23 protein-coding genes are annotated in these 21,875 nt (G+C 74.1%); 13 read left to right on the top strand and 10 right to left on the bottom strand.

What is annotated here, in order from left to right; translation table 11 throughout:
- Window positions 1-14: 14 nt before the first annotated feature.
- Window positions 15-1,229, bottom strand: coding sequence for an NAD(P)-binding domain-containing protein (locus ACQP2P_RS25580; RefSeq protein WP_433604784.1), 1,215 nt, complete (start codon window positions 1,227-1,229; stop codon window positions 15-17).
- Window positions 1,222-1,767, bottom strand: a complete 546-nt coding sequence (locus ACQP2P_RS25585; protein WP_433604786.1) for an OsmC family protein — start codon at window positions 1,765-1,767, stop codon at window positions 1,222-1,224. The genes ACQP2P_RS25580 and ACQP2P_RS25585 overlap by 8 nt, the downstream gene beginning before the upstream one ends.
- A gap of 73 nt (window positions 1,768-1,840) precedes the next feature.
- On the opposite strand from ACQP2P_RS25585, the gene metX reads away from it, so the two are divergent.
- The 6 genes from metX (at window position 1,841) to ACQP2P_RS25615 (ending at window position 7,189) form a co-directional block, all read left to right on the top strand.
- Window positions 1,841-3,028, top strand: coding sequence for a homoserine O-acetyltransferase MetX (gene metX / locus ACQP2P_RS25590; RefSeq protein ID WP_433604788.1), 1,188 nt, complete (start codon window positions 1,841-1,843; stop codon window positions 3,026-3,028).
- On the top strand, window positions 3,025-4,347 hold the full coding sequence (locus ACQP2P_RS25595) for an O-acetylhomoserine aminocarboxypropyltransferase/cysteine synthase family protein (RefSeq protein WP_433604790.1): 1,323 nt from the start codon (window positions 3,025-3,027) through the stop codon (window positions 4,345-4,347). The genes metX and ACQP2P_RS25595 overlap by 4 nt, the downstream gene beginning before the upstream one ends.
- A complete protein-coding gene (locus tag ACQP2P_RS25600) occupies window positions 4,347-4,826 on the top strand; it encodes a CoA-binding protein (protein WP_433604792.1) in 480 nt (159 codons plus the stop codon). Before ACQP2P_RS25595 ends, ACQP2P_RS25600 begins: the two co-directional genes overlap by 1 nt.
- 138 nt (window positions 4,827-4,964) lie before the next feature.
- Window positions 4,965-6,281, top strand: coding sequence for a DNA polymerase IV (locus tag ACQP2P_RS25605; RefSeq protein ID WP_433604794.1), 1,317 nt, complete (start codon window positions 4,965-4,967; stop codon window positions 6,279-6,281).
- Window positions 6,282-6,297: 16 nt separating this feature from the next.
- Window positions 6,298-6,837: a GNAT family N-acetyltransferase gene (locus tag ACQP2P_RS25610; protein ID WP_433604796.1), complete on the top strand. Its 540-nt coding sequence runs from the start codon at window positions 6,298-6,300 to the stop codon at window positions 6,835-6,837.
- 100 nt (window positions 6,838-6,937) lie between these two features.
- Window positions 6,938-7,189 carry a hypothetical protein gene (locus ACQP2P_RS25615; protein WP_433604798.1) on the top strand — a complete coding sequence of 84 codons (252 nt, stop codon included), beginning with the start codon at window positions 6,938-6,940 and terminating at the stop codon, window positions 7,187-7,189.
- 82 nt (window positions 7,190-7,271) lie between these two features.
- Here the strand turns inward: ACQP2P_RS25615 and ACQP2P_RS25620 are convergent, their stop codons facing one another.
- Entirely contained in the window at window positions 7,272-8,162 is an 891-nt protein-coding gene (locus tag ACQP2P_RS25620; RefSeq protein ID WP_433604800.1) for an NADP-dependent oxidoreductase, read from the bottom strand.
- A gap of 167 nt (window positions 8,163-8,329) precedes the next feature.
- Here ACQP2P_RS25620 and ACQP2P_RS25625 point away from each other — a divergent pair, with 167 nt between their 5' ends.
- A complete protein-coding gene (locus tag ACQP2P_RS25625) occupies window positions 8,330-9,304 on the top strand; it encodes a zinc-binding dehydrogenase (protein ID WP_433604802.1) in 975 nt (324 codons plus the stop codon).
- A 78-nt stretch (window positions 9,305-9,382) separates the two neighbouring features.
- On the top strand, window positions 9,383-9,601 hold the full coding sequence (locus tag ACQP2P_RS25630) for a hypothetical protein (RefSeq protein WP_433604804.1): 219 nt from the start codon (window positions 9,383-9,385) through the stop codon (window positions 9,599-9,601).
- A 63-nt stretch (window positions 9,602-9,664) separates the two neighbouring features.
- Here ACQP2P_RS25630 and ACQP2P_RS25635 read toward each other — a convergent pair whose 3' ends face one another.
- Window positions 9,665-10,366: a type 1 glutamine amidotransferase domain-containing protein gene (locus ACQP2P_RS25635; protein ID WP_433604806.1), complete on the bottom strand. Its 702-nt coding sequence runs from the start codon at window positions 10,364-10,366 to the stop codon at window positions 9,665-9,667.
- A 41-nt stretch (window positions 10,367-10,407) separates the two neighbouring features.
- Window positions 10,408-12,210 (bottom strand): glycoside hydrolase family 15 protein, encoded by a 1,803-nt coding sequence (locus ACQP2P_RS25640; RefSeq protein ID WP_433604808.1) that lies wholly within the window; start codon window positions 12,208-12,210, stop codon window positions 10,408-10,410.
- A 124-nt stretch (window positions 12,211-12,334) separates the two neighbouring features.
- Here ACQP2P_RS25640 and ACQP2P_RS25645 point away from each other — a divergent pair, with 124 nt between their 5' ends.
- The 3 genes from ACQP2P_RS25645 to ACQP2P_RS25655 all read left to right on the top strand — a co-directional run bounded on the left by ACQP2P_RS25645 (window position 12,335) and on the right by ACQP2P_RS25655 (window position 13,874).
- Window positions 12,335-12,514 (top strand): hypothetical protein, encoded by a 180-nt coding sequence (locus ACQP2P_RS25645; protein ID WP_433604810.1) that lies wholly within the window; start codon window positions 12,335-12,337, stop codon window positions 12,512-12,514.
- A 239-nt stretch (window positions 12,515-12,753) separates the two neighbouring features.
- A complete protein-coding gene (locus tag ACQP2P_RS25650) occupies window positions 12,754-13,458 on the top strand; it encodes a GOLPH3/VPS74 family protein (protein WP_433604812.1) in 705 nt (234 codons plus the stop codon).
- Between the two features lie 50 nt (window positions 13,459-13,508).
- Window positions 13,509-13,874, top strand: a complete 366-nt coding sequence (locus tag ACQP2P_RS25655) for a hypothetical protein (RefSeq protein ID WP_433604814.1) — start codon at window positions 13,509-13,511, stop codon at window positions 13,872-13,874.
- A 13-nt stretch (window positions 13,875-13,887) separates the two neighbouring features.
- Here ACQP2P_RS25655 and ACQP2P_RS25660 read toward each other — a convergent pair whose 3' ends face one another.
- From ACQP2P_RS25660 to ACQP2P_RS25670, 3 genes are all read right to left on the bottom strand, one after another.
- Complete coding sequence (locus ACQP2P_RS25660) at window positions 13,888-14,121, bottom strand: hypothetical protein (RefSeq protein WP_433604816.1); 234 nt, start codon at window positions 14,119-14,121, stop codon at window positions 13,888-13,890.
- A 23-nt stretch (window positions 14,122-14,144) separates the two neighbouring features.
- A complete protein-coding gene (locus tag ACQP2P_RS25665) occupies window positions 14,145-15,161 on the bottom strand; it encodes a serine hydrolase (protein WP_433604817.1) in 1,017 nt (338 codons plus the stop codon).
- Between the two features lie 80 nt (window positions 15,162-15,241).
- Complete coding sequence (locus ACQP2P_RS25670) at window positions 15,242-16,108, bottom strand: hypothetical protein (protein WP_433604819.1); 867 nt, start codon at window positions 16,106-16,108, stop codon at window positions 15,242-15,244.
- 104 nt (window positions 16,109-16,212) lie between these two features.
- Here ACQP2P_RS25670 and ACQP2P_RS25675 point away from each other — a divergent pair, with 104 nt between their 5' ends.
- Both ACQP2P_RS25675 and ACQP2P_RS25680 read left to right on the top strand, forming a co-directional pair.
- Entirely contained in the window at window positions 16,213-17,400 is a 1,188-nt protein-coding gene (locus ACQP2P_RS25675) for an LCP family protein (protein ID WP_433604821.1), read from the top strand.
- Between the two features lie 59 nt (window positions 17,401-17,459).
- On the top strand, window positions 17,460-17,951 hold the full coding sequence (locus tag ACQP2P_RS25680) for a hypothetical protein (protein ID WP_433604823.1): 492 nt from the start codon (window positions 17,460-17,462) through the stop codon (window positions 17,949-17,951).
- Here the strand turns inward: ACQP2P_RS25680 and ACQP2P_RS25685 are convergent.
- Together ACQP2P_RS25685 and ACQP2P_RS25690 are read right to left on the bottom strand one after the other, a co-directional pair.
- Window positions 17,899-18,969 carry an enolase C-terminal domain-like protein gene (locus ACQP2P_RS25685; RefSeq protein ID WP_433604825.1) on the bottom strand — a complete coding sequence of 357 codons (1,071 nt, stop codon included), beginning with the start codon at window positions 18,967-18,969 and terminating at the stop codon, window positions 17,899-17,901. The two genes, ACQP2P_RS25680 and ACQP2P_RS25685, sit on opposite strands and share 53 nt — an antisense overlap.
- The gene (locus ACQP2P_RS25690; RefSeq protein WP_433604827.1) at window positions 18,959-21,874 is read right to left on the bottom strand and encodes an FAD-binding and (Fe-S)-binding domain-containing protein; all 2,916 of its coding nucleotides are present in this window, start codon (window positions 21,872-21,874) and stop codon (window positions 18,959-18,961) included. Before ACQP2P_RS25690 ends, ACQP2P_RS25685 begins: the two co-directional genes overlap by 11 nt.
- Between the last annotated feature and the right edge of the window lies 1 nt (window position 21,875).

Below are 21,875 nucleotides of genomic sequence, written 5' to 3' on the forward strand. Positions count from 1 at the left end.
CGACCAGCCTATGCCTATGAAGTCGACCGGCCTAGTAGGAAATCGGCAAGATGATCTGTGACCTCCCGCGCGTCGTCCTCGATGCCGTGGATGAAGGTCGACTTGCGCCGGCGCAGGACGGGCAGGCCCAGCGCGTAGAGCCCGGGGACCCCGTCGACCACCCCGCCGTCGTGGCGCAGCCGGCCCTTGGCGTCGACCACGGGCAGGTCCAGCCAGCCGTACTCGGGCCGGAAGCCGGTCGCCCACAGCACCGTGCGGATCTCCCCGCCGGTGAGATCGAGCTGCAGGCGCGGCCGGGCCGGCACCCGGGTCGGTTCGGGCCGCTCGTCGCAGGCGTCGCCGGCCCACGCGTCGAACGTGTCCAGCAGCCGCGCGAGCTTGAGGTCGGCGAGGGAGAACAGGTTGCGCAGGCCGCCCGAGAACAGCGCCCGGCCGTCGCGCAGCGCGGCCCACCGCCCGACGAGCTCGACGCCCATGTCGCTCAGCGTGTTGAGGTCGAGGGTGCGGCGCTTCTCGTCGCCGACGAGCTGCGGCGAGGAGAGCTTGCGGGCCCGGTCCAGGTCGTCGATCTGGTCGTGGCGCTGGTCCCAAACGCCGGCCGCGTCCATCCACCACAGGACGTCCTTGCCGCGGTACAGCCGGGGCATGCGCACGTGCTCGCCCACGGAGAGGGTCACCTTGCGGCCGGAGCGGTGCAGCTCGGCCGCCAGCTGCACGCCCGTCGCCGACGCGCCCACGACGAGCACGCCGCCGTCGGGCAGGTCGGCCGGCCCGCGGTACGAATGCGGCGTGATCTGCGTGATCGAGGACGGCAGGGCGGCCGCGAACGCCGGAACGACCGGCGTGTTGCAGGCGCCGCTGGCGATGACGACCGCCCGGGCCCGCAGCTCGCCGTTGACCGAGAAGCCGTCCTCGTCGGCCCGCAGCGAGGTGACCTCGTAGCCCGTGCGCACCGGCGCGGGCTCGGCGAACCGGTCGATGAACGACGCCACCTCGGCGCTGGTCATGTAGCCGTCGGGGTCCGGGCCGTCGTAGGACTGGCCCGGCAGCCGGGTCAGCCAGTTCGGGGTCAGCAGCCGCAGCGAGTCCCACCGCTCGTGCCGCCACGAGTTCGCGACCTCGCCGCGCTCCAGCACGACGTGGTCGATGCAGCGCCGAGCCAGGAAGTGACTCGCCGCGAGGCCGGCGTGACCGGCCCCGACGACGACCGCGGTGACGTGCTCAGGCAACTTCGACCGTGACGTCGGTCGGGTTGGTGAGGGCGTCGAAGACGGCGGAGCGCTTCTGCGACTGCGCGACGAGGGCCTCGATCTCCTGGCGGGAGGCGTCGGCGTCGATGTTGAACGTCACCTTGATGCCCTCGTAGCCGTTGCGCACGTCACCGTCGCCGAGGATGCCCCGGATGTCGTGCTGGCCCTCGACGTGGGCCTCGACCGAGCGCAGCTGGATGCCCCGGTTCTGCGCGACGCTCGCCACACCCGCGGTGAGGCACCCGGCGAGGCCGACGAGGAGATACTCGATCGGGGTGATGCCGTTGTCCTCGGCGGCGAAGACGGCGGGGTGGTCGGCCTCGAAGGTCGACCGAGCCTTGTGGGTCTGCTCCTGGCCGAGGCCGTAGAACTTCTCGATGGTGGTGGTGCTGTGCACGCCGTGGTCCCAGCGCGAGGACGCGCGCCAGGTGAACTGCGCCGCCTCGGGCGCGTCCTTGAGCGCCTGGCGGGCGTCCAGCAGCGCCTGGACGTTGACACCGTTGTCGGCTGTCGTCATATCGTGTGCTCTCCTCTACGGTACCGAGCTACCCATGATGCTGGTCCGATTACCTATAACACCCACTGGGGCGATGGACAATACACTGATCGTCGAGACGCAGTACCTCGACCTGCCGCACCCGGTCCAGCTTGACTGCGGCCGGGAGCTGCACCCGGTCCGGGTCGCGTACGAGACATACGGCAACCTTGCTCCCGGACGGGACAACGTGATCCTCGTGTGCCACGCCCTGAGCGGCGACGCGCACGCGGCCGGCCTGTCGGCGAGCCCGTCCGAGGCCGGCACGCGGGACGGTTTCGCGGCCGAGGATCGCGACGGCGCCGCCGGGAAAGCGCTCGGATGGTGGGACGGCATGATCGGCCCCGGGAAGGCGTTCGACACCGACCGGTACTTCGTCGTGTGCACGAACCTGCTCGGCGGCTGCCGCGGCACCACCGGCCCGGGCTCGGTGAACCCGGAGACCGGCCGGCCGTACGGATCGGACTTTCCGGTCATCACGGTCGCCGACATGGTCCGCACCGAGCGGGCCCTGCTGCGCGAGCTCGGCATCGAGCGGCTCGCCGCGGTCGCCGGCGGGTCGCTGGGCGGGATGCAGGCCCTGGAGTGGGCGGTGCTCTACCCGGACGAGGTCGACGCGATCGTCGTCATCGCCAGCACCCACGGGCTGCACCCCCAGGGCGTGGCCTGGAACTTCATCGCCCGCGAGTCCATCATGGGCGACCCGGCGTGGCAGGGCGGTCACTACTACGGCACCGGCCGCGCGCCCGACGCCGGCATGGGCGTGGCGCGGATGGTCGGGCACATCACCTACCTGTCCGCGCCCGCGCTGGAGGACCGCTTCGGCCGCCGGCTGCAGGTCGCCGACGACATCCGCCACACCATCGCCGAGCCGGAGTTCCAGGTCGAGAGCTACCTGCGCCACCAGGCCGGCTCGTTCGTGCGGCGCTTCGACGCCAACACCTACCTCTACCTCTCGCGGGCGCTGACGTACTTCGACCTGGCCCGCGAGCACGGCGACGGCTCGCTGGCCAAGGCGCTGGCCGGGGTGCGGGCGCGCACGCTGCTCATCGCGTTCAGCTCCGACTGGCTGTATCCCCCGAGCGCCTCGCAGGACATCGAGGCGGCCCTGGGCGAGCACGGCCTGCCGGTAGAGTTCCACCTGATCGAGGCGCCCTACGGCCACGACTGCTTCCTGCTGGAAGAGGCCCGGCAGACGCCCATCATCCGCCGGTTCCTCGGCGAGGAAGGCACAGGCGAGTGAGCGACGAATTCAGCGCTTTGAGGACCGAGCGGGAGCACGAGTTCGGCTTCGAGACCCGACAGCTGCACGCCGGGCAGCGGCCCGACCCGAACACGGGCGCCCGCGCGGTGCCGATCTTCCAGACGACGAGCTACGTGTTCGAGGACCCCGAGTCCGCGGCCGCGTACTTCAACCTGCAGGAGTACGGCAACACGTACTCCCGCATCATGAACCCGACCGTCGCCGTCTTCGAGGAGCGGGTCGCCAACCTGGAGGGCGGCACCGGCGCGGTCGCGTTCGCCAGCGGGATCGCGGCCCAGGCCGCCGCCCTGTTCACGCTGCTCGAGCCCGGGGACCACGTGGTGTCGTCCTCGGCGCTGTACGGCGGCACCGTCAACCAGCTCAAGCACCTCCTGCGCAAGATGACCGTCGAGCTGACCTGGGTCGACCCCGACGACCCGGACGCGTGGCGGGCCGCGGTGCGCCCGAACACAAAGGCGTTCTTCGCCGAGACGATCGGCAACCCGGCCGGCAACGTGCTCGACATCGAGACCGTCGCCGGGATCGCGCACGAGCACGGGCTGCCGCTCATCGTGGACAACACGTTCGCCACGCCCTACCTGTGCCGGCCGATCGAGTGGGGCGCCGACATCGTCGTGCACTCGGCGACGAAGTTCATCGGCGGGCACGGCACGAGCATCGGCGGGGTGGTCGTCGAGGCGGGCACCTTCGACTGGTCCAACGGGCGGTTCCCGGTGGTCGCCGACCCGTCGCCGGCCTACCACGGGCTGCAGTTCCACGAGACCTTCGGCGCCTACGGGTACCTCATGAAGCTGCGCGCCGAGACCCTGCGCGACCTCGGCGGAGCGCTCTCGCCGTTCAACGCGTTCCTGTTCCTGCAGGGCCTGGAGACGCTCTCGCTGCGCATGGAGCGGCACGTCGCCAACGCGCTGGCGGTCGCGGAGTTCCTGCAGGCGCACGAGCTGGCGAGCAACGTGACCTACGCGGGCCTTCCCGGCAGCAGGTACAAGGCACTCGTGGACAAGTACCTGCCGCGCGGCGCGGGGGCGGTGTTCTCCTTCGACTGCGCCGGCGGCCGCGAGGGCGGGCAGAACCTCATCCGCGGCGTGACCCTCTGGTCGCACCTGGCCAACGTCGGCGACGCGAAGAGCCTCGTCATCCACCCCGCCAGCACGACCCACCGCCAGCTCAGCGACGCCGAGCTGGCCGCGTCCGGGGTCGGTCCCGGCACGGTGCGCCTGTCGGTGGGCACCGAGAGCGTCGCGGACCTGCTCTGGGACCTCGAGCAGGGCTTCACCTACGTCAGCAAGGCGGCCTGATGGACCTCCAGCGCTTCCAGGACCCGACCACGATCCAGCGCGTCCTGCACACCGCCCGCACCGTGGCGATCGTCGGGCTGTCCGCCAACGAACTGCGGGCGAGCTACTTCGTCGGCTACTACCTCAAGCGCCACGGCTACACGGTGATCCCGGTCAACCCGCGCGAGCCGCGCATCCTGGGCGAGACGAGCTACCCGAGCCTCGCCGACGTGCCGGTGCCGATCGACGTCGTGAACGTGTTCCGCGCCCCGGCCGCCGTGCCGGGCATCGCGCGCGAGGCGGTGGCCGTGGGCGCGAAGGCGCTGTGGTGCCAGTTCGGCGTGATCAGCGAGGAGGGCTCGGGGATCGCGGCGGACGCGGGGCTGGACGTGGTCGTGGACCGCTGCGTGAAGATCGAGCATGCGCGGTACGTCGGGCGCATGCACTGGCTCGGCTTCAACACCCAGCGGATCACTTCGGTGCGCACCGGCCTGCAGTGAGGTAGTCGTTCACGCCCCGCGCGCCGCCCCGTAGCGTCCTGCGCCGCCCACCTCGCGGCGCCCGCGCCGGACGGCCCGGCCGTGCACGCGTCGGCGCGGGCCGCCGTCGAAGGGTTCCACGCCTGACAGAATGGCCTGGTGAGGCGCGAGGCGAGCATCATGCATCTCGACCTCGACGCCGCGTTCGCCAGCGTCGAGCAGCGGGACAAGCCGTCGCTGCGCGGCCGGCCGGTCGTCGTGGGCGGGATCGCCGGGCGCGGGGTGGTGGCGACCGCGTCGTACGAGGCGCGGGCCTTCGGCGTCCGCTCCGCGATGCCGATGTCGGAGGCGCGGCGGCGCCTGCCGAGCGGGGCGGCCTACCTGTCGCCGCGCTTCGAGGCGTACCGGCGCACCAGCCAGGTCGTGATGGAGCTGCTGCGCGAGGTCTCCCCGCTGGTCGAGCAGGTCTCGATCGACGAGGCGTTCGTCGACCTGGCCGCGGGCGGCCACGACTGCGCGGTGCCCGCCGTCACCGAGCTGGCCCGCGGCATCAAGGCGGGCATCGCCGCCGCGACCGGCGGGGTGACCGGCTCGGTCGGCGTCGGCACCTCGAAGCTCGTCGCGAAGATCGCCTCCGACCTCGACAAGCCCGACGGCCTGACGGTCGTCGGCCCCGGCTGCGAACTCGCGGTGCTGCACCCGCTGCCCGTGACCAAGCTGTGGGGCGTGGGCCCGGCGACGGCGGAGCGGCTGCGCCAGGCCGGCATCCGCACCATCGGCGAGCTGGCCGCCCGCGACCTGGTCGACCTCCTGGCGTGGTTCGGCCAGGCCCACGGCAACGGCCTGTTCCGCCTGGCCCGGGCCGACGACGACCGCGCCCTGGTGCCGGAGCGCGACACCAAGTCCGTCTCCGCCGAGGAGACCTTCGGCACCGACGTGGCCGACCGTGCCCGCCTGGAGCGCGAGCTGGACCTGCTGGCCGACCGCGTGGCCAAGCGCCTGCGGGCCGCGGGCCTGTCGGGCCGGACGGTGACGGTGAAGGCCCGCTACTTCGACTTCACCACGATCACCCGCTCGGCGACCCGCGACCAGCCGACCGACGAGCCGCGCGCGGTGGTGGAGCTGGCCCGGCGCCTGCTCGCCGACATCGAGGTGACCGGCGGCCTGCGCCTGCTCGGCGTCGGGGTCTCCGCGCTGTCGGAGTTCGCCCAGGACACGCTCTTCCCCATCGGTACGGCGCCGGAGGTCGTGGACCCGGCCGCCCCCGAGCCCGTCGCGGCCGAGCCCGTCGACACCGCGTGGCGCACCGGCCAGGACGTTCGCCACGACGAGCACGGACCCGGCTGGGTGTGGGGCGCGGGCCTGGGCCGCGTGACCGTGCGCTTCGAGGGCCCGCTGACGCCCCCGGGCCCGGTGCGCACCTTCAAGGCCGACGACCCCGCGCTGCACCGCGCGCCCCCGCCGGACTGGCACTGAGCGATATCGTGCTGTCGTGCCCGCGCTCAGCCCGCCCACCGTCGACGTCCACGAGTCGTTCCTGGCCGCCATGGCCGAGTTCGTCGCCGAGGGGCGCGGCGGCCCCGACGACAACAGCATGATCGCCCACGAGCTGCGCGAGTTCTCCTCGTCCTGGGCCTCGCCCGCGGGCTTCGCCGGCTACGTGTCGGCGCTGCGCGCGCGAGCGCTGGAGGAGACGCCCCGGCCCGAGGGCTTTGTGCCGTCGACCTCCCTGTGGTGGGCCGAGGGCGCCGAGTACTACGGGCGGCTCGCGATCCGCCACCGCCTCACCCCGCGCTTGCTGGAGGGCGGCGGCCACATCGGCTACGACGTCCGCCCGACGGCTCGGCGCCGCGGCCACGCGACGCGGATGCTGCGGGCGGCGCTGCCGATCGCGCGCGCCCTGGGCATCGAGACGGCCCTGCTCACCTGCGACACGACCAACACCGTCTCGCGGCGTGTCATCGAGGCGAACGGCGGCGTGCTGGAGGACGAGCGCGACGGCAAGCTGCGCTTCTGGGTGCCGACCGCCTGACGAGGCCGGCCCGCCGGTCACGGAACGGCGTCACCGTCCCGGATCACCGTCTCGGCAATTTCGGTGGCCCGGGCGGATCTACGGCGGCAGAATGCGCACCATGTTCGCCGACCTCTGGCCGCAGTCGCTGATGCCGTGGACCGCCGACAACCTTGCCGTGCGACCGGCGGCCGGGCCGATCCTGACCTCGGCCCGGCCGGGTCTGCGATACCAGGAGCGGATCGCTCGCCTGCAGCCCCCGCAGTGCTACTACCGCACGGAGCGGGGCCTGGCCAAGCAGCGCCGCCTGGCGGCACGGCTCACCCAGGCCCGCGTGCGGGCCCGGCACCTCGCCCGCCGCTCCCGCGGCTGATCCCGGTCGCCGCGGCGAACATCGTGGTGGAGATGAGGCGGCGGGCCGGGTTGAGCACCACCGTCGCCGGGCAGGGATCTCCCTACGGGACGACGACGAGCTTGCCGAGGGTGTGCCGGCGTTCGAGCAGCTCGTAGGCCTCGGCGATGCGCTCCAGCGGGAACGCCCGCACCGGCACCTCGAGGCGCCCGTCGGGGACGAGGGCGGCCAGCTCGGCCAGGACCTCGGGCCGCGACGCGTCGTTGCTGCCCTGGGCCTTCACGCCGTGCTGGGCGACGGCCGCGAAGTTGATGAGGGTGTCGATCCGGTCCGGCTGGACGCCGAGGCGCAGCGCGAGGTCGACGTAGTCGGCGCCGAACGCGTCGATGAACGCGTCCACCTGCTCGCCGGCCGCGGCGCGGACGCGCTCCTCGACGCCGTTGCCGTAGGCGACCGGTACGACCCCGTGGGAGCGCAGCCACTCGTGGTGGTCCTCGCCGGCGAGGCCGATGACGGTGGCGCCGGCGAGCCGGGCGAGCTGCACCGCGATCGTGCCGACCCCGCCGGCGGCGCCCGCGACGACGACGGTGTCGCCGGTGCCGGCGCCGATCGCGCGGACGGCGGCGTAGGCGGCGGCGCCCGCGGTGTAGAGGGCGCCGGCGACCTCCCACGGCACCCCGGCGGGACGGTCGGTCAGGTGGCTCGCGGGGACGGCGGCGAGCTCGGCGTGGGTGCCGCGCTCGTCGGTCCAGCCGATGACCTCGCGGCCGGTCCCCTCCACGACGCCGGCGACGTCGCGGCCCTGGCGGGACGGGAACGTGGTGGGATACACCTTGTCGAGCAACCCGCCGCGGATGCCCGACTCGACCGGGTTCAGCCCGGCGGCGCGGACGCGGACGAGCACCTCGCCCTCGCCCGGCACCGGCGCCGGCTCGTCGGTCACCTGCAGGACATCGGGGCCGCCGAAGCGGTCGAACCGCACGACACGGGCCATGGTCACTCCTTGAACGGTCTTGTCGAATCCGGACAGGACGACCGTGGCACCGGCGGGGCCGGGTGTGCATCGGACGGTTCTGCCCAGGATCGCCAACCCTGGGCTGGGCGGGTGAACCTGACGAAACGCGCGCGGCCGGATCGGCGCCCGGCGCAGAATCGGGGCTCATGCGCGCCGCTTACCTGCACGAGCTGGGAGCGCCGGACGTCATCCGCTTCGGCGAGCTGGCCGATCCCGTCCCGGGCCCGACCGACGTGCTGGTCGAGGTGCGGGCGACGACGGTCAACCCGGTCGACACGTTCGTGCGCTCGGGGCTGTTCCGCACGCCGCTGCCGATGCCGTTCGTGGTCGGCCGCGACCTGGCCGGGGTGGTGGCGGCGGCCGGTGCGGGGGCGCCCGGGTTCGCGCCCGGCGACGCGGTGTGGTGCAACAGCCTCGGCCACGCGGGCCGGCAGGGGGCCAACGCCCAGCTCGCGGTCGTGCCGGTCGAGCGGCTGTACCGCCTGCCGCCCGCCGTCGCCCCGCAGACCGCGGCGACCGTGGTGCACCCGGCCGGCACCGCCTACCTCGGGCTGTTCACCCACGGGCGGCTGCGGCCGGGTGAGACGGTCGTCGTGGCGGGCGCGGCCGGCAACGTCGGGGCCGCGCTGGTGGTGCTGGCCGCGGAGGCCGGCGCCCGGGTCGTGGCGATCGCGTCGGCGCGCGACGCCGAGCACTGCGCGGCGCTGGGCGCCGCCGAGGTCCTCGACTACCGCGCGGCGGACCTGGACGCGCGGCTGGCGGCGGCGTGCCCGCACGGCGTCGACGTGTACCTGGACACCGCGGGCCGCAACGACCTCGAGACGATCGTGGAGCGGCTGGCGGTGCGCGGCCGCGCGGTGCTGCTGGCCGGGGCCGGGACCCGGCCGGTGCTGCCCGCCGGGGCGCTCTACACGCACGACCGCACGGTGACCGGCTTCGTCATCTCGCACGCGACCGCGGCCGAGCTCGCGGAGGCGGCGGTGACGATCAACCGGCTGCTGGCCGCGGGCCGGCTGCGCCCGCGGGCGACGGTGGAGCTGCCGCTGTCGGCCACCGCGGAGGCGCACCGCATGATCGAACGGGGCGAGCTGCGCGGCCGCCGGGTGGTCCTTCGTCCCTGAGCCCGTGGCTGCTCCGGGTGTTGAGGAGGACAACTGATCCTTGGCTACGCCACCCGGCAGGCGGCCATGATGGCTGACATGCACCGTCGCGAGCTCGCCGACTTCCTGCGCCGCCGCCGCGAGCGCCTGCAGCCGCAGGACGTGGGCCTGTCCTGCGGTGCGCGGCGCCGCACTCCGGGCCTGCGCCGCGAGGAGGTGGCCCAGCTGGCGGGCATGTCCGCCGACTACTACGGGCGCCCAGAGCGCCGAGCAGCTGCGGCTGCTGCGCGTCGGGGCCGGCAGCGGCTCGCGAGCTGAGCCGCCCGGACGTGGCCCGCACTGAGATCGGTGCGGTGAGCGCGCACCCGGGCGGCGCGGGCCTCACCCCGAAGCGCCGAGGGCCTCGAGCAGCTCGGCGGCCAGCGGCGCGGCCGAGGCCGGGTTCTGGCCGGTGAAGAGGTTGCGGTCCACGACCGTGTAGGGCTTCCAGATCTCGCCGCGCTCGAAGTGCACGCCCAGGTTCACCAGCTCGTTCTCCACCAGCCAGGGTGCGCGGGCGGCGAGGCCGACCGCGTCCTCCTCCTCGTTCGTGTATGCCGTGACGCGGTACCCGGCGAACGGGGATCGGCCGTCGCGGCGGGTCGCCAGTATCGCGGCCGGGCCGTGGCAGACGATCGCCAGGGGCTTGCCCGCGGCCAGGGCCGCGACCAGGAGGCGGCCCGAGTCGGCGTCGTCCCACAGGTCCTGCATCGGGCCGTGGCCGCCGGGGTAGTACACGGCGTCGTAGTCCTGCAGGCGGGCGTCGGACAGCCGCAGCGGGCGGCGCAGCTCCTCGGCCGAGCGCAGCACGCCCTCCTGGTCCAGCGCGGCCCGCTCGCCGCCGGCCATCGACGGGCGCAGGCTCATGACGTCGACGTGGGGGACGACGCCGCCGGGGGTTGCGACCTCGACGGTGTGCCCGGCCGAGGTCACGGCGCGGTACGGCGCCGCGAACTCCTCCGCCCAGTAGCCGGTCGGGTGCCGGGTGCCGTCGCGCAGCGTCCAGTAGCTCGCCCCCGTGAGCACGAACAGGATCTTCGCCATGCCGCCAAGGGTGCGCACCGCGGGAGTGAGCGGGCGTAGCCCTATGCGAGTCCTTCCGAGGCCCGCGCCTCGGTCGCGGCCAGGGCGCTGGACAGGGTCCGGGCGGTGTCGATGAGCGGCACGTGGCTGAACGCCTGCGGGAAGTTGCCCACGAGCCGTTTTTCCTGGGTGTCGTACTCCTCCGAGAGCAGCCCGACGTCGTTGCGCAGGGCCAGCAGCCGCTCGAACGTCTCCCGGGCCTCCTCGTGGCGCCCCATGAGCGCATAGTTGTCGGCGAGCCAGAAGGTGCAGGCCAGGAACGCGCCCTCGCCCGGCGGCAGCCCGTCGACGTCGGTGTCCTCGTGCTGGGTGTACCGCTGGACGAACCCGTCCTCCATGAGGTGCTCCTCGATCGCGGCGACGGTGCCGACCACGCGCTCGTCGGTCGCCGGCAGGAAGCCGACCAGCGGGACCATGAGCATCGCCGCGTCGAGCTCCTCGGAGCCGTAGTACTGCGTGAACGTGCGCCGCTTCGGGTCGTACCCCTGCTGCAGGATCTCGGCCCGGATCGCCTCACGCAGCTCGGTCCAGCGCTGCACGGGCCCGTCGAGGTCGAACTCCTCGGTGGCCTTGACGGCGCGGTCGGCCGCGACCCAGGCCATCAGCTTCGAGTGCACGAACTGCTTCGGGCCGCCGCGCACCTCCCAGATGCCCTCGTCCGGGTCCCGCCAGTGCCGCTCGACGAACTCCATCAGCTTCACCTGCAGCCCCCACGCGGGGTCGTCGGCCTTGAGCCCGGCCCGGCGGCCCTGGTGCAGGGCGTCCATGACCTCGCCGTACACGTCGAGCTGGAACTGCTCGGCGGCCGCGTTGCCGATGCGCACCGGGTTGCCGTCGTAGCCGGTGAGCCAGGTCGCGATGTACTCGTCGAGTCGGCGCTCCCCCGCGACGCCGTACATGATCTGCAGCTCGGCCGGGTTGCCCGCGATCGCCCGCAGCAGCCACTTGCGCCAGGCCGTCGCCTCGCTCTGGAAGCCGGAGTACAGCAGGCTCTGCAGCGTGATCGTGGCGTCGCGCAGCCAGCAGAACCGGTAGTCCCAGTTGCGCACCCCGCCGAGCTTCTCGGGCAGCGAGGTGGTCGCGGCGGCGACGATCCCGCCGGTCGGCGCGTACGTGAGGGCCTTCAGCGTGAGCAGCGAGCGCACCACGGCGTCGCGCCACTCCCCCTCGTAGGTGCACGCCGAGACCCAGCCGCGCCAGTAGCCGGCGGTGACGCCGAGCTCCTCGACCGGGTCGATGGGCTCGGGCGGGGGCAGGTGCGACGGGCGCCAGGTGAGCACGAACGGCACCCGCTCGCCGGCCTCCACCGTGAAGTCCGCGCGGGTCGAGAGGTTCTCGCCGCGTGTCGTGGCCGGCGTGCGCAGCCACACCGCGTCCGGCCCGGCCACGGCGACCAGGGCGTCCTGCTCGCGGTACACCCAGGGGACCACTTTGCCGTAGTCGAAGCGCAGCCGGAGGTCCATCGTCATCGGCACGCGCCCGCGCACGCCCTCGACGATCCGCACGATCTGCGGCGCCTCGGCCCGCGGGGGCATGAAGTCGATGAGGCGGACCGCGCCGTCCTCGGTCTCGAACAGCGTCTCGAGGACGAGGGTGTCGTCACGGTACCGCCGGCTGACGGTGACCACCCCGCCCTCCGGCGCGAGGACCCACCGCCCGTTCTCCTCGGACCCGAGCATCGCGGCGAAGATCGCGGCGGAGTCGAACCGTGGCACGCAGAGCCAGTCGATGCTCCCGTCCCGCCCGACGAGCGCGGCCGTCTGCGTGTCGGCGATGATCGCGTAGTCCTCGATGGGAAGGGCCATGTCGCAGGTGTACCCGTCGCCGCCGCCTCGTGAACGTCCCGGACGGTTGCGGGATGTTTGCGGGGCAACGGCGGGCGCCGGCAGCCGCTACAGTCGCGGGCGTCGATGCTCGAAGGAGGACGAGATGCGTCGCTCGATGGCGGTCCTGTTCGCGCTGCTGATGGTGGGCGCCCCCATCGTGGCCCGGGACGGGGCCGCACCGGCCTCGGGGGCGACGGTCGTAGCGACGACGGTCGTGGCGGCAACGGTCGTGGGCGGCGACCCCAAGACCTACCACGACGCCGGCGAGACCCGGCCCGAGTAGTCAGGTCCACCCGGCCGGGGCGGCGAGCGCGCGGACCGGGCGCTCGCCCTCCCGCCACGGCCCGGACCCGGTCCTGAAGTCCAGGACCGGCGTGGCGCCTCGACCGGATCGCGACCTCAGGCAGCCGGCGCTGCCCGGCGGCGCGACCACGGTTCCGGCCACGGCCGGCCGCGGCGCGGCACCGGCGGGACCGCGTCATGCGGCCGGGCGTAGTGCCGGGCACCGCTACCGTAGGACCCATGCACACCGGCCTCGCTGACGACTTCCTGCTGCTCGCGCTCGACGACCACGGCAAGAACCTCATCGGCGACCTGCGCCTGAACTACGGGCTCGCCGGGGCGGTCCTGCTGGATCTGGCCCTCGCCGGGCGCATCGAGCTCGCCGAGGACCGGGTCACCGTGACCGACCCGACGCCGACGGGCGACCCGGTGGCGGACGAGGCGCTGGCCCGCATCGCGGCCGAGGAGCGGCCGCGCAAGGCCGACGCGTGGATGCAGCCGCTCGCCGACGGGCTGCGGGCCAAGGTGCTCGACCGCCAGGTCGAGGCGGGCGTGCTGCGCAGGGAGCAGGACCGCGTGCTGTGGGTGTTCCCGCGCACCCGGTTCGCGTCGGCGACGGGCGCGCAGCCGGCCGCCGAGACCGCGGTGCGCGCCGAGCTGACGGCGGCCGTCGACGGCAACGGCGCCGCAGACGGCGACGGGGACGGCGAGGTGCCCGCCCGCGCCGCCGCGCTGATCGGGCTCGTGCAGGTGAGCGGGCTCGCGCAGGAGGTGTTCCCGGGCCGGCCCAAGGAGCGGCTGCAGGCGCGCCTGCACGCGATCACCGCGGGCAACCAGGCCACCGACGCCGTGCGGCAGGCGGTGCGGCGCATCCAGGCCGTCATCGGGTCGACGGCCGCGATCACCGCGGCCACCTCGGCGGCGACGACCGCCGCGATCAGCTGAGCCGCCTCGCCGTCGTCACGGGCGCCGGGCCGGGGCTCGGGGCGGCGCTCGTGGACGTGCTCGCCGAGCGCGGATGGGACGTGGTCGGCTGCTCGCGCACCAGGACGGGCGGGGCGAGCGTCGTGCAGGACGTGTGCGAGCCGGTCGGGGCCGAACTGCTGGCCGCGATCGGCGGGCGGCCGGTCGACGCGCTGGTCAACAACGCCGGCGTCGGCGCGCCGGGCCGGCCCCTCGCCGAGTGCGACCCCGAGTCGGTCCTGCACGCGGTCGACGGGAGCCTGACCACGGCCATGGGCGCGGCCGACGCGACGACCCCGCCCGAGCCGGCCGCGGCCCGGCTCGCCGAGCTGCTCGACAGCCCCGACCCGCGCTCGCCACGCTACCTCTCGCTGGACGGCCCCGACCCCGACTGGTGAGCCCGGCCGAGCCTCACGCCCGCACCGACCGCACGCGCGCGGGCTCCGCACGGTCGGCGAGGGCGAACGCCAAAGCCAGCACGATCAGACCGAGGCGGATCGGGGCGCCGTGGAGCAGCGCCGTACGGTGGCCCGCCAGGCTCGCGGGCGCGGCCAGCACCACGCCGGTCACCGCAGCGACCGGCACGACCGCGGCCAGGCGCTGCGGCAGCCGCAGCACCGCGGCGCGCGGGCGATACTCTGTCACGACGCTCTGTCAGGACGCTAGGATCAGCCGCCGTTGTTGGGGCGGAACTTCGGCATCACCGTCTTCGTGCGGGCGGCCGCGCTCGTGGTGCTCCGGATGGTGTCGAACATCGCGCGGCCGAGCACCGCGTGCGCCTCGACCGCGGGATGGGTGGCGCCGTAGTTGTCGAGGTCGCCCAGGCCCTCGGCGAAGAACCCGTAGACCAGCGCCGGGGAGCCGTCGGCGCCGAACATGATGCCGGCCTCGTGCCGGGCCGCGCCGAGCGTGTTGAAGTCGGCGCCGTACTTGGTCGCCACCCGGCTGCGCTCCTCCGAGGACATGCTGCGGCGGATACCGTCGTGGTAGCCGTTGATCCACCGCAGAATGCCGAGCAGGAACGCGCACGAGCCCGCCGACAGCAGCGTCCCGTTGGCCAGGCGGGTCAGCAGGTCGGTGATCTCGTGCGGGGTGGTGGTGCCGAGGAAGAAGCGGTTCGGGTTGGCCACCGGCTCGACCCGGGTGTGCACGAACCCCTTGGCCGCGAGGATGTCGTTGATCTCCAGCGCCGGGACCACCCGCCCGCACATGCGCACGGCCGTGTTGTCGGACACGAGCAGCATGGCGGTGAGGAAGTTCGCCACGGTGATGTCGTCGCCCCAGACGGTGTGCAGGAAGTAGATCCCGGTGCCGCCGAGGATGATGTCGGCCTGCAGGTCCAGCTTCTGCCCGAGGCTCAGCTGACCCCGGTCGATCTTGTCCATGACGGCGGTCGCGACGGCCAGCTTCTGCACGCTGTACCCGTTGACGACGTGGTCGGCGTCGTCCTCGACCACGTTCTCCATCGCGCCCGCGGCGTTGACCCGCGTGACGTGCGAGTGCCAGGTGCCGCCGGCCTTCGCCTTCTGCCGCGCGTAGACCCGCCGGATCTTCTCGGCCGGCGGCAGCTTCGCGAGGTCGTCCTCCTTCGCCGGCGCCGCGGCGGCCGTCCCGCCCGCGACCAGCGCGGCGGTCGCCCCGGCGCTCGCCGCCAGCGCCGCCCGGCGGCTCATGCCCATCGCCATGGGTCCTCCCCGTTTGTCAGATTTGTCAAGTCCCGGGCAGGTTATGCGGTTCGGCCGCGACATTCAAGGCGTCGAATGTCTCAGGTCGCGCCCCCAGGGATGCCCCCAGGAATCTCGGGCTGCAGGTAGATGTGCCGGGCGGCCGGCACGAAGTCGCGGATGTGCGCGCGGGCCTCGTGCAGCGCCGCGGCGACGTCGGCCCCGGCCGGCACCCCCACCCTGGCCGTGACCATGAGCTCGTCGTGCGCGAGGTGCACGACGCTGAGCCGGCTGACCGAGCGGATGTCGGCCGCCAGCAGCGCGAGCTCGATCCCGTCGGTGTCCACGGCCCGGGCCGGCGCGAGGGCGACCAGGCCGGCCAGGCGCAGCGCCAGGACGAGGTCGACGGCGGCGATGGCGGCGGCGACGGTACCGGCGGCGACGGTGTCGAGCAGCCGGGTGTGGCTGAGGTGGCAGGCGGTCGCCCCGGCGAGCACGGCGAGCGTGGCGGCGGGCGCGGCTACGTGCAGGGCGGCGCCGAGGGACGCGCGGATCCTCGGGTTGTGGCGCAGGTACGCCCGCCACGACGCCGCCCCGCGGTCCCGGTTCGCCGCGCGCCCGGTCGCGACCCCGGCCGCGAGCTGCGCGGCGAGCGCGGCGGCGAGCGCGAGCCGGGCGGTGCTCGACGGCCCGACGCACGGGATCGGCCCCGCGGGCGTGACGGCCGCCCAGACCACCCAGACGGCGGCGAGCGAGGAGAGCGCGACCGCCCCGGCGAGCGGGAACAGCAGGCGGTCGCGGCGCGGCGGGGCGTGGTCCTGGCCCGGCGTCAGCGTGACGAGCCCGGCGACGGCGAGCGCGACCGCCGCCAGGACGAGTGTCGCGGTGGTCGTGGCGTACGCGATCCCGAGCAGCGCGATCGCCGCGGCCCCGGCCCCGATGGCGATGCGCCGTGCCGTAGTGCCCACGACGCCCATGCAACGTGGACGCGTGCGATTGCGTCAATAGTGTGAGGAGCCCCGGGGAGTGATCTTGTACAGTGAAAGCCCCCTTGACCAGCAGGAGCCGGCCCGTGAGCACTCCGGATGCACCCGCCCGAAGCCGCGGCGCCCGGCGCCTGCCCGGCCGGGATCCCGTGTGGGCGCGGCTGCTCATCGCGTTCGGGCTCGTGTTCACGCTCGTGGCCGGCGGGGCGCTCGCGGGCAAGGAGGCGCTGTTCAAGTACGCCACCCGCAGCGTCGCCCAGGAGAACCTCCTCGGCGACAGCGGGCGCCAGGCCGAGCAGCGCGGGCACGTCGACATCGACGGGGCCAAGAACATCCTGCTCATCGGCGTCGACGCGCGGCCCGGCCAGGACCCCGCCGAGCTGGTGCGGGCGGACTCGATCATCATCCTGCACATCCCGGCCAGCCACGACCAGGCCTACCTGGTGTCGATCCCGCGCGACACCTGGGTGAAGATCCCGCCGTACGACAACGGCGCGAAGCGGTACGAGGGCGGCCACGACAAGATCAACGGCGCCTACGCCTGGGGCGGCGACGGGCTCGCGGGCGCCAACCAGCGCGCCCACGCCGTCGAGCTGCTCGCGCTGACCATCAAGTCGCTGTGGGGCATCACCTTCGACGGCGCCGCGATCGTCGACTTCACCGGCTTCCAGCAGGTCGTCGAGGTGCTCGGGGGCGTCGACATGTACGTCGACGAGGAGACGACCTCGGTGCACATCGGCCACACCGCCAACGGGGACTACGCGGTGCCGTTCCGGCAGTTCACGCGCTCCGACGGCGGCCAGGGCCTGTCCCCGGTGCCGGGCGTGACGCCGCAGGTGTACCACGTCGGCTACCAGCACCTCGAGCCCTGGCAGGCCCTCGACTACGTCCGCCAGCGCGAGCTGCTGCCCAACAGCGACTACGACCGGCAGCGCCACCAGCAGCAGTTCCTCAAGGCGCTGTTCAAGAAGATCCTCAGCTCCGACGTGCTCACCGACCCGGCCCGGCTCAACGACGTCCTGCGGGTCGTGGGCAAGGCGATGACCATCGACAGCGGCGGCATCGACCTGGCCGACTGGCTCTACGCGATGCGCGGCATCGGCGCCGACGACCTGCTCACGATCAAGACGAACAACGGCACCTTCAACAACGCGCCGGGCGTGTCCAACGCCGAGACCCTCGACCAGACGACGCTGGACCTGCTCGAGGCGGTCCGCACCGAGCGGGTCCAGTCGTTCGTCGCGGGCCACCTGGACCTGGTCGCGCCCAGCTGACCGCGCGGCCAGGACACCGGCCACGCGTGAGGGGCGTCCCGGCGGGTAGGGGCCGGGGCATGAGAACTGGACTGCTTCGCGGAGCGCTCGCCGGCGCGGCCGGGACCACCGCGCTCAACGCCGTCACCTACGCCGACATGGCCGTGCGCGGGCGGGCCGCCAGCGGCGCGCCGCAGGAGCTCGTCGCGCGGTTCGCCGAGGACGCCGGCGTGTCCGTGCCCGGCGACGAGCACACCCGCGAGAACCGGCTGCAGGGGCTCGGGCCGCTCGTGGGCGCCGGGACCGGCATCGCCGTCGGGGCGCTCGCCGGGCTGCTGGACCAGGCGCTCGCGCGCCGCGGCTACCGGATGCCCGCGGCGCTGGAGGCCGCGCTCATCGGCGGGGCGGCGATGGCCCTCGCCGACGTGCCGCTGAAGGTCTTCCGGGTCAGCGACCCGAAGACGTGGACGGCCAAGGACTGGGCGAGCGACATCGTGCCGCACCTGGTGTTCGGGGCCGTCACGGTCGCGGGGCTGCGGCGACCAGGTACCGCTCGGCGTCGGCGGTTTTGAACGTCAGGCCGTGCCCCGGGGCCGACAGGTCCGGGCGCAGCTCGCCGCCCTCGCCCGGGCTGGTCGTGCCGTCCAGGAGCATCGACTCGATGCGGACGTGGTCGTGGAACCACTCCAGGTGGCGCAGGTTCGGGGTGGCCAGGGCGGCGTCGGCGTGCAGGGCCGGCGCGCAGTGGCCGGACAGCTCGAGCCCGTGCGCGGCGGCCAGGCCCGCGACCCGCAGCCACTCGGTGATGCCGCCGCAGCGGGTGACGTCGGCCTGCAGGCAGTCGACGGAGCCGAGGAGGCGGGCGAAATACGGCAGGTCGTAGCCGTACTCCCCCGCGGCGACGTCCGCCCCGACGGCGGCGCGCACCCGGCGCAGGCCGTCCAGGTCGTCCGACGACACCGGCTCCTCGAACCAGCGCAGCTGCGGGAACTCGTCCGCCAGCCGGATCGCCCGCTTCGCGGTGTAGGCGCCGTTGGCGTCCACGAACGGCTCCCGGCCGGAGCCCACCAGCAACCGGGTCCGCTCACGGTCCCGGGGGCCGCCGATCTTGATCTTCGCGCGCGGGATCGCCGCATTGTCGTCCAGCCACGAGCGCAGGCGGCGGTCGTCCCAGGTGATGAAGCCGCCGCTGGCGTACACCGGCACCGACGGGCGCGCCGGGCCCAGCAGGGTCGCCAGGCGCACGCCGAGCAGCCGCGCCTTGAGGTCCCACAGGGCCGTGTCCACCGCGGAGACGGCCGTGCCCGCGACCCCCGGCCGGCCCGCGTTGCGCACGGCCCGGACCATCGCCGCGTTGAGCCCCGGCACGTCGAACGCGGGGCGGCCCACCACGTGCGCGCGCAGCATCTCGCCGATCAGGTGCCCGGCGGCCGCGGGCGCGTAGGTCCAGCCGAGGCCGGCGACCCCCTCGGCGGTGGCGTGCACGACGACCATGGTGGTCGCGTCCCACTCCAGGGTGCCGTCCGCCTCGGGGCCGTCGGTCGGGATGCGGTACGCCGCCCAGCGCAACCCATCGATCTCAGCGGACACGGTCGCCGGGCCGGTGGGCGATGCGCCGCTCGGGATAGGCGCCCAGGACCTCGCCGTGCACCGCGGCGTTGAGGACCTCGGCGAGGTGCACGGCCCGGCGCCCGGTGTCGGCGTCCTCGATCTGGGTGCGGCACGAGAAGCCGTCGGCGAGCACCAGCGTGCCCGGGTCCGCGGCGCGCACGGCCGGCAGCAGCGCCTGCTCGGCGCAGGCGATCGAGACGTCGCGGTGCCCGGCGGTCATGCCGAAGTTCCCGGCCAGCCCGCAGCAGCCCGAGTCCAGGTCCTCGGCCTGCAGCCCGATCGCCTTCATGACCGTGGCGTCCGCGTCGGCGCCGAGGACGGCGTGCTGGTGGCAGTGGCGCTGGACGATCGCGCGGACGCCGCCGGGCACCTGGGGCGCGAAGTCCGGGGCCCGCTCGGCGAGCAGCTGGGCGAGGGTGACGGTCTGCCGCGCGAGGCGGCCGGCGTCCTGGTCGCGGCCGAAGAGCTCGCCGAGGTCGGAGCGGAACACCGCGGTGCACGACGGCTCCAGCCCGACGAGGGGCAGGCCGGCGCGCATGTACGGGGCGAGGGTGCCGACGGTGCGCCGCAGCACCCGCTCGGCCACCCCGAGCTGGCCGGTGGAGATCCACGTCAGGCCGCAGCAGACCGGCTTGGGCGGGACGAGGACCCCGAAGCCGGCCGCCTCCAGCACGCCGACGGCCGCCGCGGCGATGGCGGGGGCGAACGCGGTGGTGAACGAGTCCGGGAAGAGCACGACCCGGCCGCGTTCGCCGGTGCCGCGCGGGGTGCGGCGGCGCAGCCAGCGGTCGATGCGGGCGGGGGCGAACCGCGGTGCCGGGCGCTTCGGGTCGATCCCCGCGAGGCGCTTGGCCCCGGGCATCTTCGCCAGGGCGTTGGCCAGGTCCGGCGCCGCGGACGCGGCCCGCGCGATCAGCGGCAGCCAGCCGAGGGAGTAGTGGTCGCGGGGGCGTATCCGGCCCGCGTAGTGGTGGTGCAGGAACTCGGCCTTGTAGGTGGCCATGTCGACCTGCACCGGGCAGTCGCTGCGGCAGCCCTTGCAGGCCAGGCAGAGGTCGAGCGAGTCGTGCACCGCGGTGCTGCGCCACCCGTCGCCGATGACCCCGCCGTTGACCATCTCGAACAGCAGCCGGGCGCGGCCGCGGGTCGAGTGCTCCTCGTCGCGGGTGACCTGGTAGCTCGGGCACATCACGCCGCCGTCGGGGCCGGTGCGCCGGCAGTCGCCGACCCCGGCACAGCGCAGGGCGGCCCGGGCGAAGCTGCCGTCGTCCTCGAAGTAGCCGAACCGGGTCGCGGGCTGGGCCGGGGCGTAGTCGGCGCCGAGGCGCAGATCGCCGTCGAGCGGCCGGGCGTGCACGACCTTGCCGGGGTTCATCCGGCCGGTCGGGTCGAAGACGGCCTTGAACTCCTCGAAGGCGCGGACGACCTCGTCGCCGTACATGATGGACAGCAGCTCGCCGCGGGCCTGCCCGTCGCCGTGCTCCCCCGACAGCGAGCCGCGGTGCTCGACGCACAGCTTCGCGGCGCGCGTGACGAACGCGCGGTAGCGGGCGATCCCGGGCTCGCTGGTGAGGTCGAACGGGATGCTGCAGTGCACGCAGCCCTGGCCGAAGTGGCCGTACAGGCTGGTGGCCCCGTAGCCGAACTCGTCCAGCAGCTCGATGAGCGCGCGCAGGTAGTCGCCGAGCCGCTCCGGGTCGACCGCCGAGTCCTCCCAGCCGGGCCACGCGTCGGGTCCGTTCGGGGTGCGCGCGGTGGTGGCCAGCCCCGCCTCCCGCACCTTGGCCAGCCGCTGCCGCATGGCGTCGTCCTCGAGGATGGTGCCCGGCCCGTCGTGCTCGGCGACGACGGCCCGCGCCGTGCCGAGGTCGGGGAAGTCGGCCATCAGCCAGGCCTGCCCGTCCGGCAGCACCTTGAGGATCTCGGTCGGCCGGTGCTCCTCGCGCTCGTACCGCAGCAGCTTCTCGTCCAGCCCCTCCAGCTGGATCGGCCCGTGCCGGCCCACGCCCGGGGCCGCGTCCCCGGCCTCGGCGATGCCGCGGAAGCCGAGCACCACCGTCGCCACGTTCTTCGGCTTCGGCAGCACCCGCATCTCGGCCCGCAGCACGACGACGCAGGTGGACTCGGTGCCGACGAGCGCGCGGGCGACGTTGAAGCCGTGGTCCTCGCGCAGTTCGGGCAGGTTGTAGCCGGAGACCCGCCGCGGGATGTCCGGGAAGCGGGTCGCGATCGGCTCGGCATAGCGGTCCCGCAGCTCGTGCAGCGCCCGGAAGATGCCGCCCTCGTCCCGGTCGTGCCCGGCGCCCACCCACATCCGGGTGCCGTCGTAGGTTAGCACCTCCAGCCGCTCGACGTTGGCCGCCGTGGTGCCGGACCACTGCGCGGTCGCCCCGCACGAGTTGTTGCCGATCATGCCGCCGATCGTGCAGTGCGAGTGGGTCGCGGGCCTGGGCCCGATCACGAGATCGTGGCGGGCCAGCACGGCGTTGGCGTCGTCCAGCGCGGTGCCCGGCAGGATCACCGCGGTGCGGGCCCGCGGGTCGACGGACTCCACGCCCCGCACGTACTTCGAGAAGTCCAGCACCACCGCGACGTTGCAGCACTGCCCGGCCAGACTGGTGCCGCCGCCCCGGGACACGATCGGCACGTCGTGCTCGTGGCAGACCCGCACGGCCTCCACCGCGTCGTCGACGTCCCGCGGGCAGACCACGGCGATCGGGACCTGCCGGTAGTTGGAGCCGTCGGTGGAGTAGGCGGCCCGGGCCCCGGCGTCGAAGCGCACATCGCCCCGGACCGCCTGGCACAGCGCCGCTTCGAGCCCGGCCGGGGCGCGCGGCGGGGCGCTTCGGGCCGCGGTCGGAGCCGGGAGTGAGACGACCGCCATC

Origin of the sequence: Dactylosporangium sp. CA-139114 (assembly GCF_050955725.1) — a bacterium.
Lineage (GTDB): Bacteria > Actinomycetota > Actinomycetes > Mycobacteriales > Micromonosporaceae > Dactylosporangium.

Bases quoted from the DNA above. Each gene is read 5' to 3' on its own strand.
- ACQP2P_RS25640 (WP_433604808.1), bottom strand. From the start codon at position 12,210: ATGGCCCTTCCCATCGAGGACTACGCGATCATCGCCGACACGCAGACG.
- ACQP2P_RS25585 (WP_433604786.1), bottom strand. From the start codon at position 1,767: ATGACGACAGCCGACAACGGTGTCAACGTCCAGGCGCTGCTGGACGCC.
- ACQP2P_RS25625 (WP_433604802.1), top strand. From the start codon at position 8,330: ATGCGCGCCGCTTACCTGCACGAGCTGGGAGCGCCGGACGTCATCCGC.
- ACQP2P_RS25615 (WP_433604798.1), top strand. From the start codon at position 6,938: ATGTTCGCCGACCTCTGGCCGCAGTCGCTGATGCCGTGGACCGCCGAC.
- ACQP2P_RS25600 (WP_433604792.1), top strand. From the start codon at position 4,347: ATGGACCTCCAGCGCTTCCAGGACCCGACCACGATCCAGCGCGTCCTG.
- metX (WP_433604788.1), top strand. From the start codon at position 1,841: ATGGACAATACACTGATCGTCGAGACGCAGTACCTCGACCTGCCGCAC.
- ACQP2P_RS25645 (WP_433604810.1), top strand. From the start codon at position 12,335: ATGCGTCGCTCGATGGCGGTCCTGTTCGCGCTGCTGATGGTGGGCGCC.
- ACQP2P_RS25630 (WP_433604804.1), top strand. From the start codon at position 9,383: ATGCACCGTCGCGAGCTCGCCGACTTCCTGCGCCGCCGCCGCGAGCGC.
- ACQP2P_RS25690 (WP_433604827.1), bottom strand. From the start codon at position 21,874: ATGGCGGTCGTCTCACTCCCGGCTCCGACCGCGGCCCGAAGCGCCCCG.
- ACQP2P_RS25635 (WP_433604806.1), bottom strand. From the start codon at position 10,366: ATGGCGAAGATCCTGTTCGTGCTCACGGGGGCGAGCTACTGGACGCTG.
- ACQP2P_RS25620 (WP_433604800.1), bottom strand. From the start codon at position 8,162: ATGGCCCGTGTCGTGCGGTTCGACCGCTTCGGCGGCCCCGATGTCCTG.
- ACQP2P_RS25650 (WP_433604812.1), top strand. From the start codon at position 12,754: ATGCACACCGGCCTCGCTGACGACTTCCTGCTGCTCGCGCTCGACGAC.
- ACQP2P_RS25680 (WP_433604823.1), top strand. From the start codon at position 17,460: ATGAGAACTGGACTGCTTCGCGGAGCGCTCGCCGGCGCGGCCGGGACC.
- ACQP2P_RS25665 (WP_433604817.1), bottom strand. From the start codon at position 15,161: ATGGCGATGGGCATGAGCCGCCGGGCGGCGCTGGCGGCGAGCGCCGGG.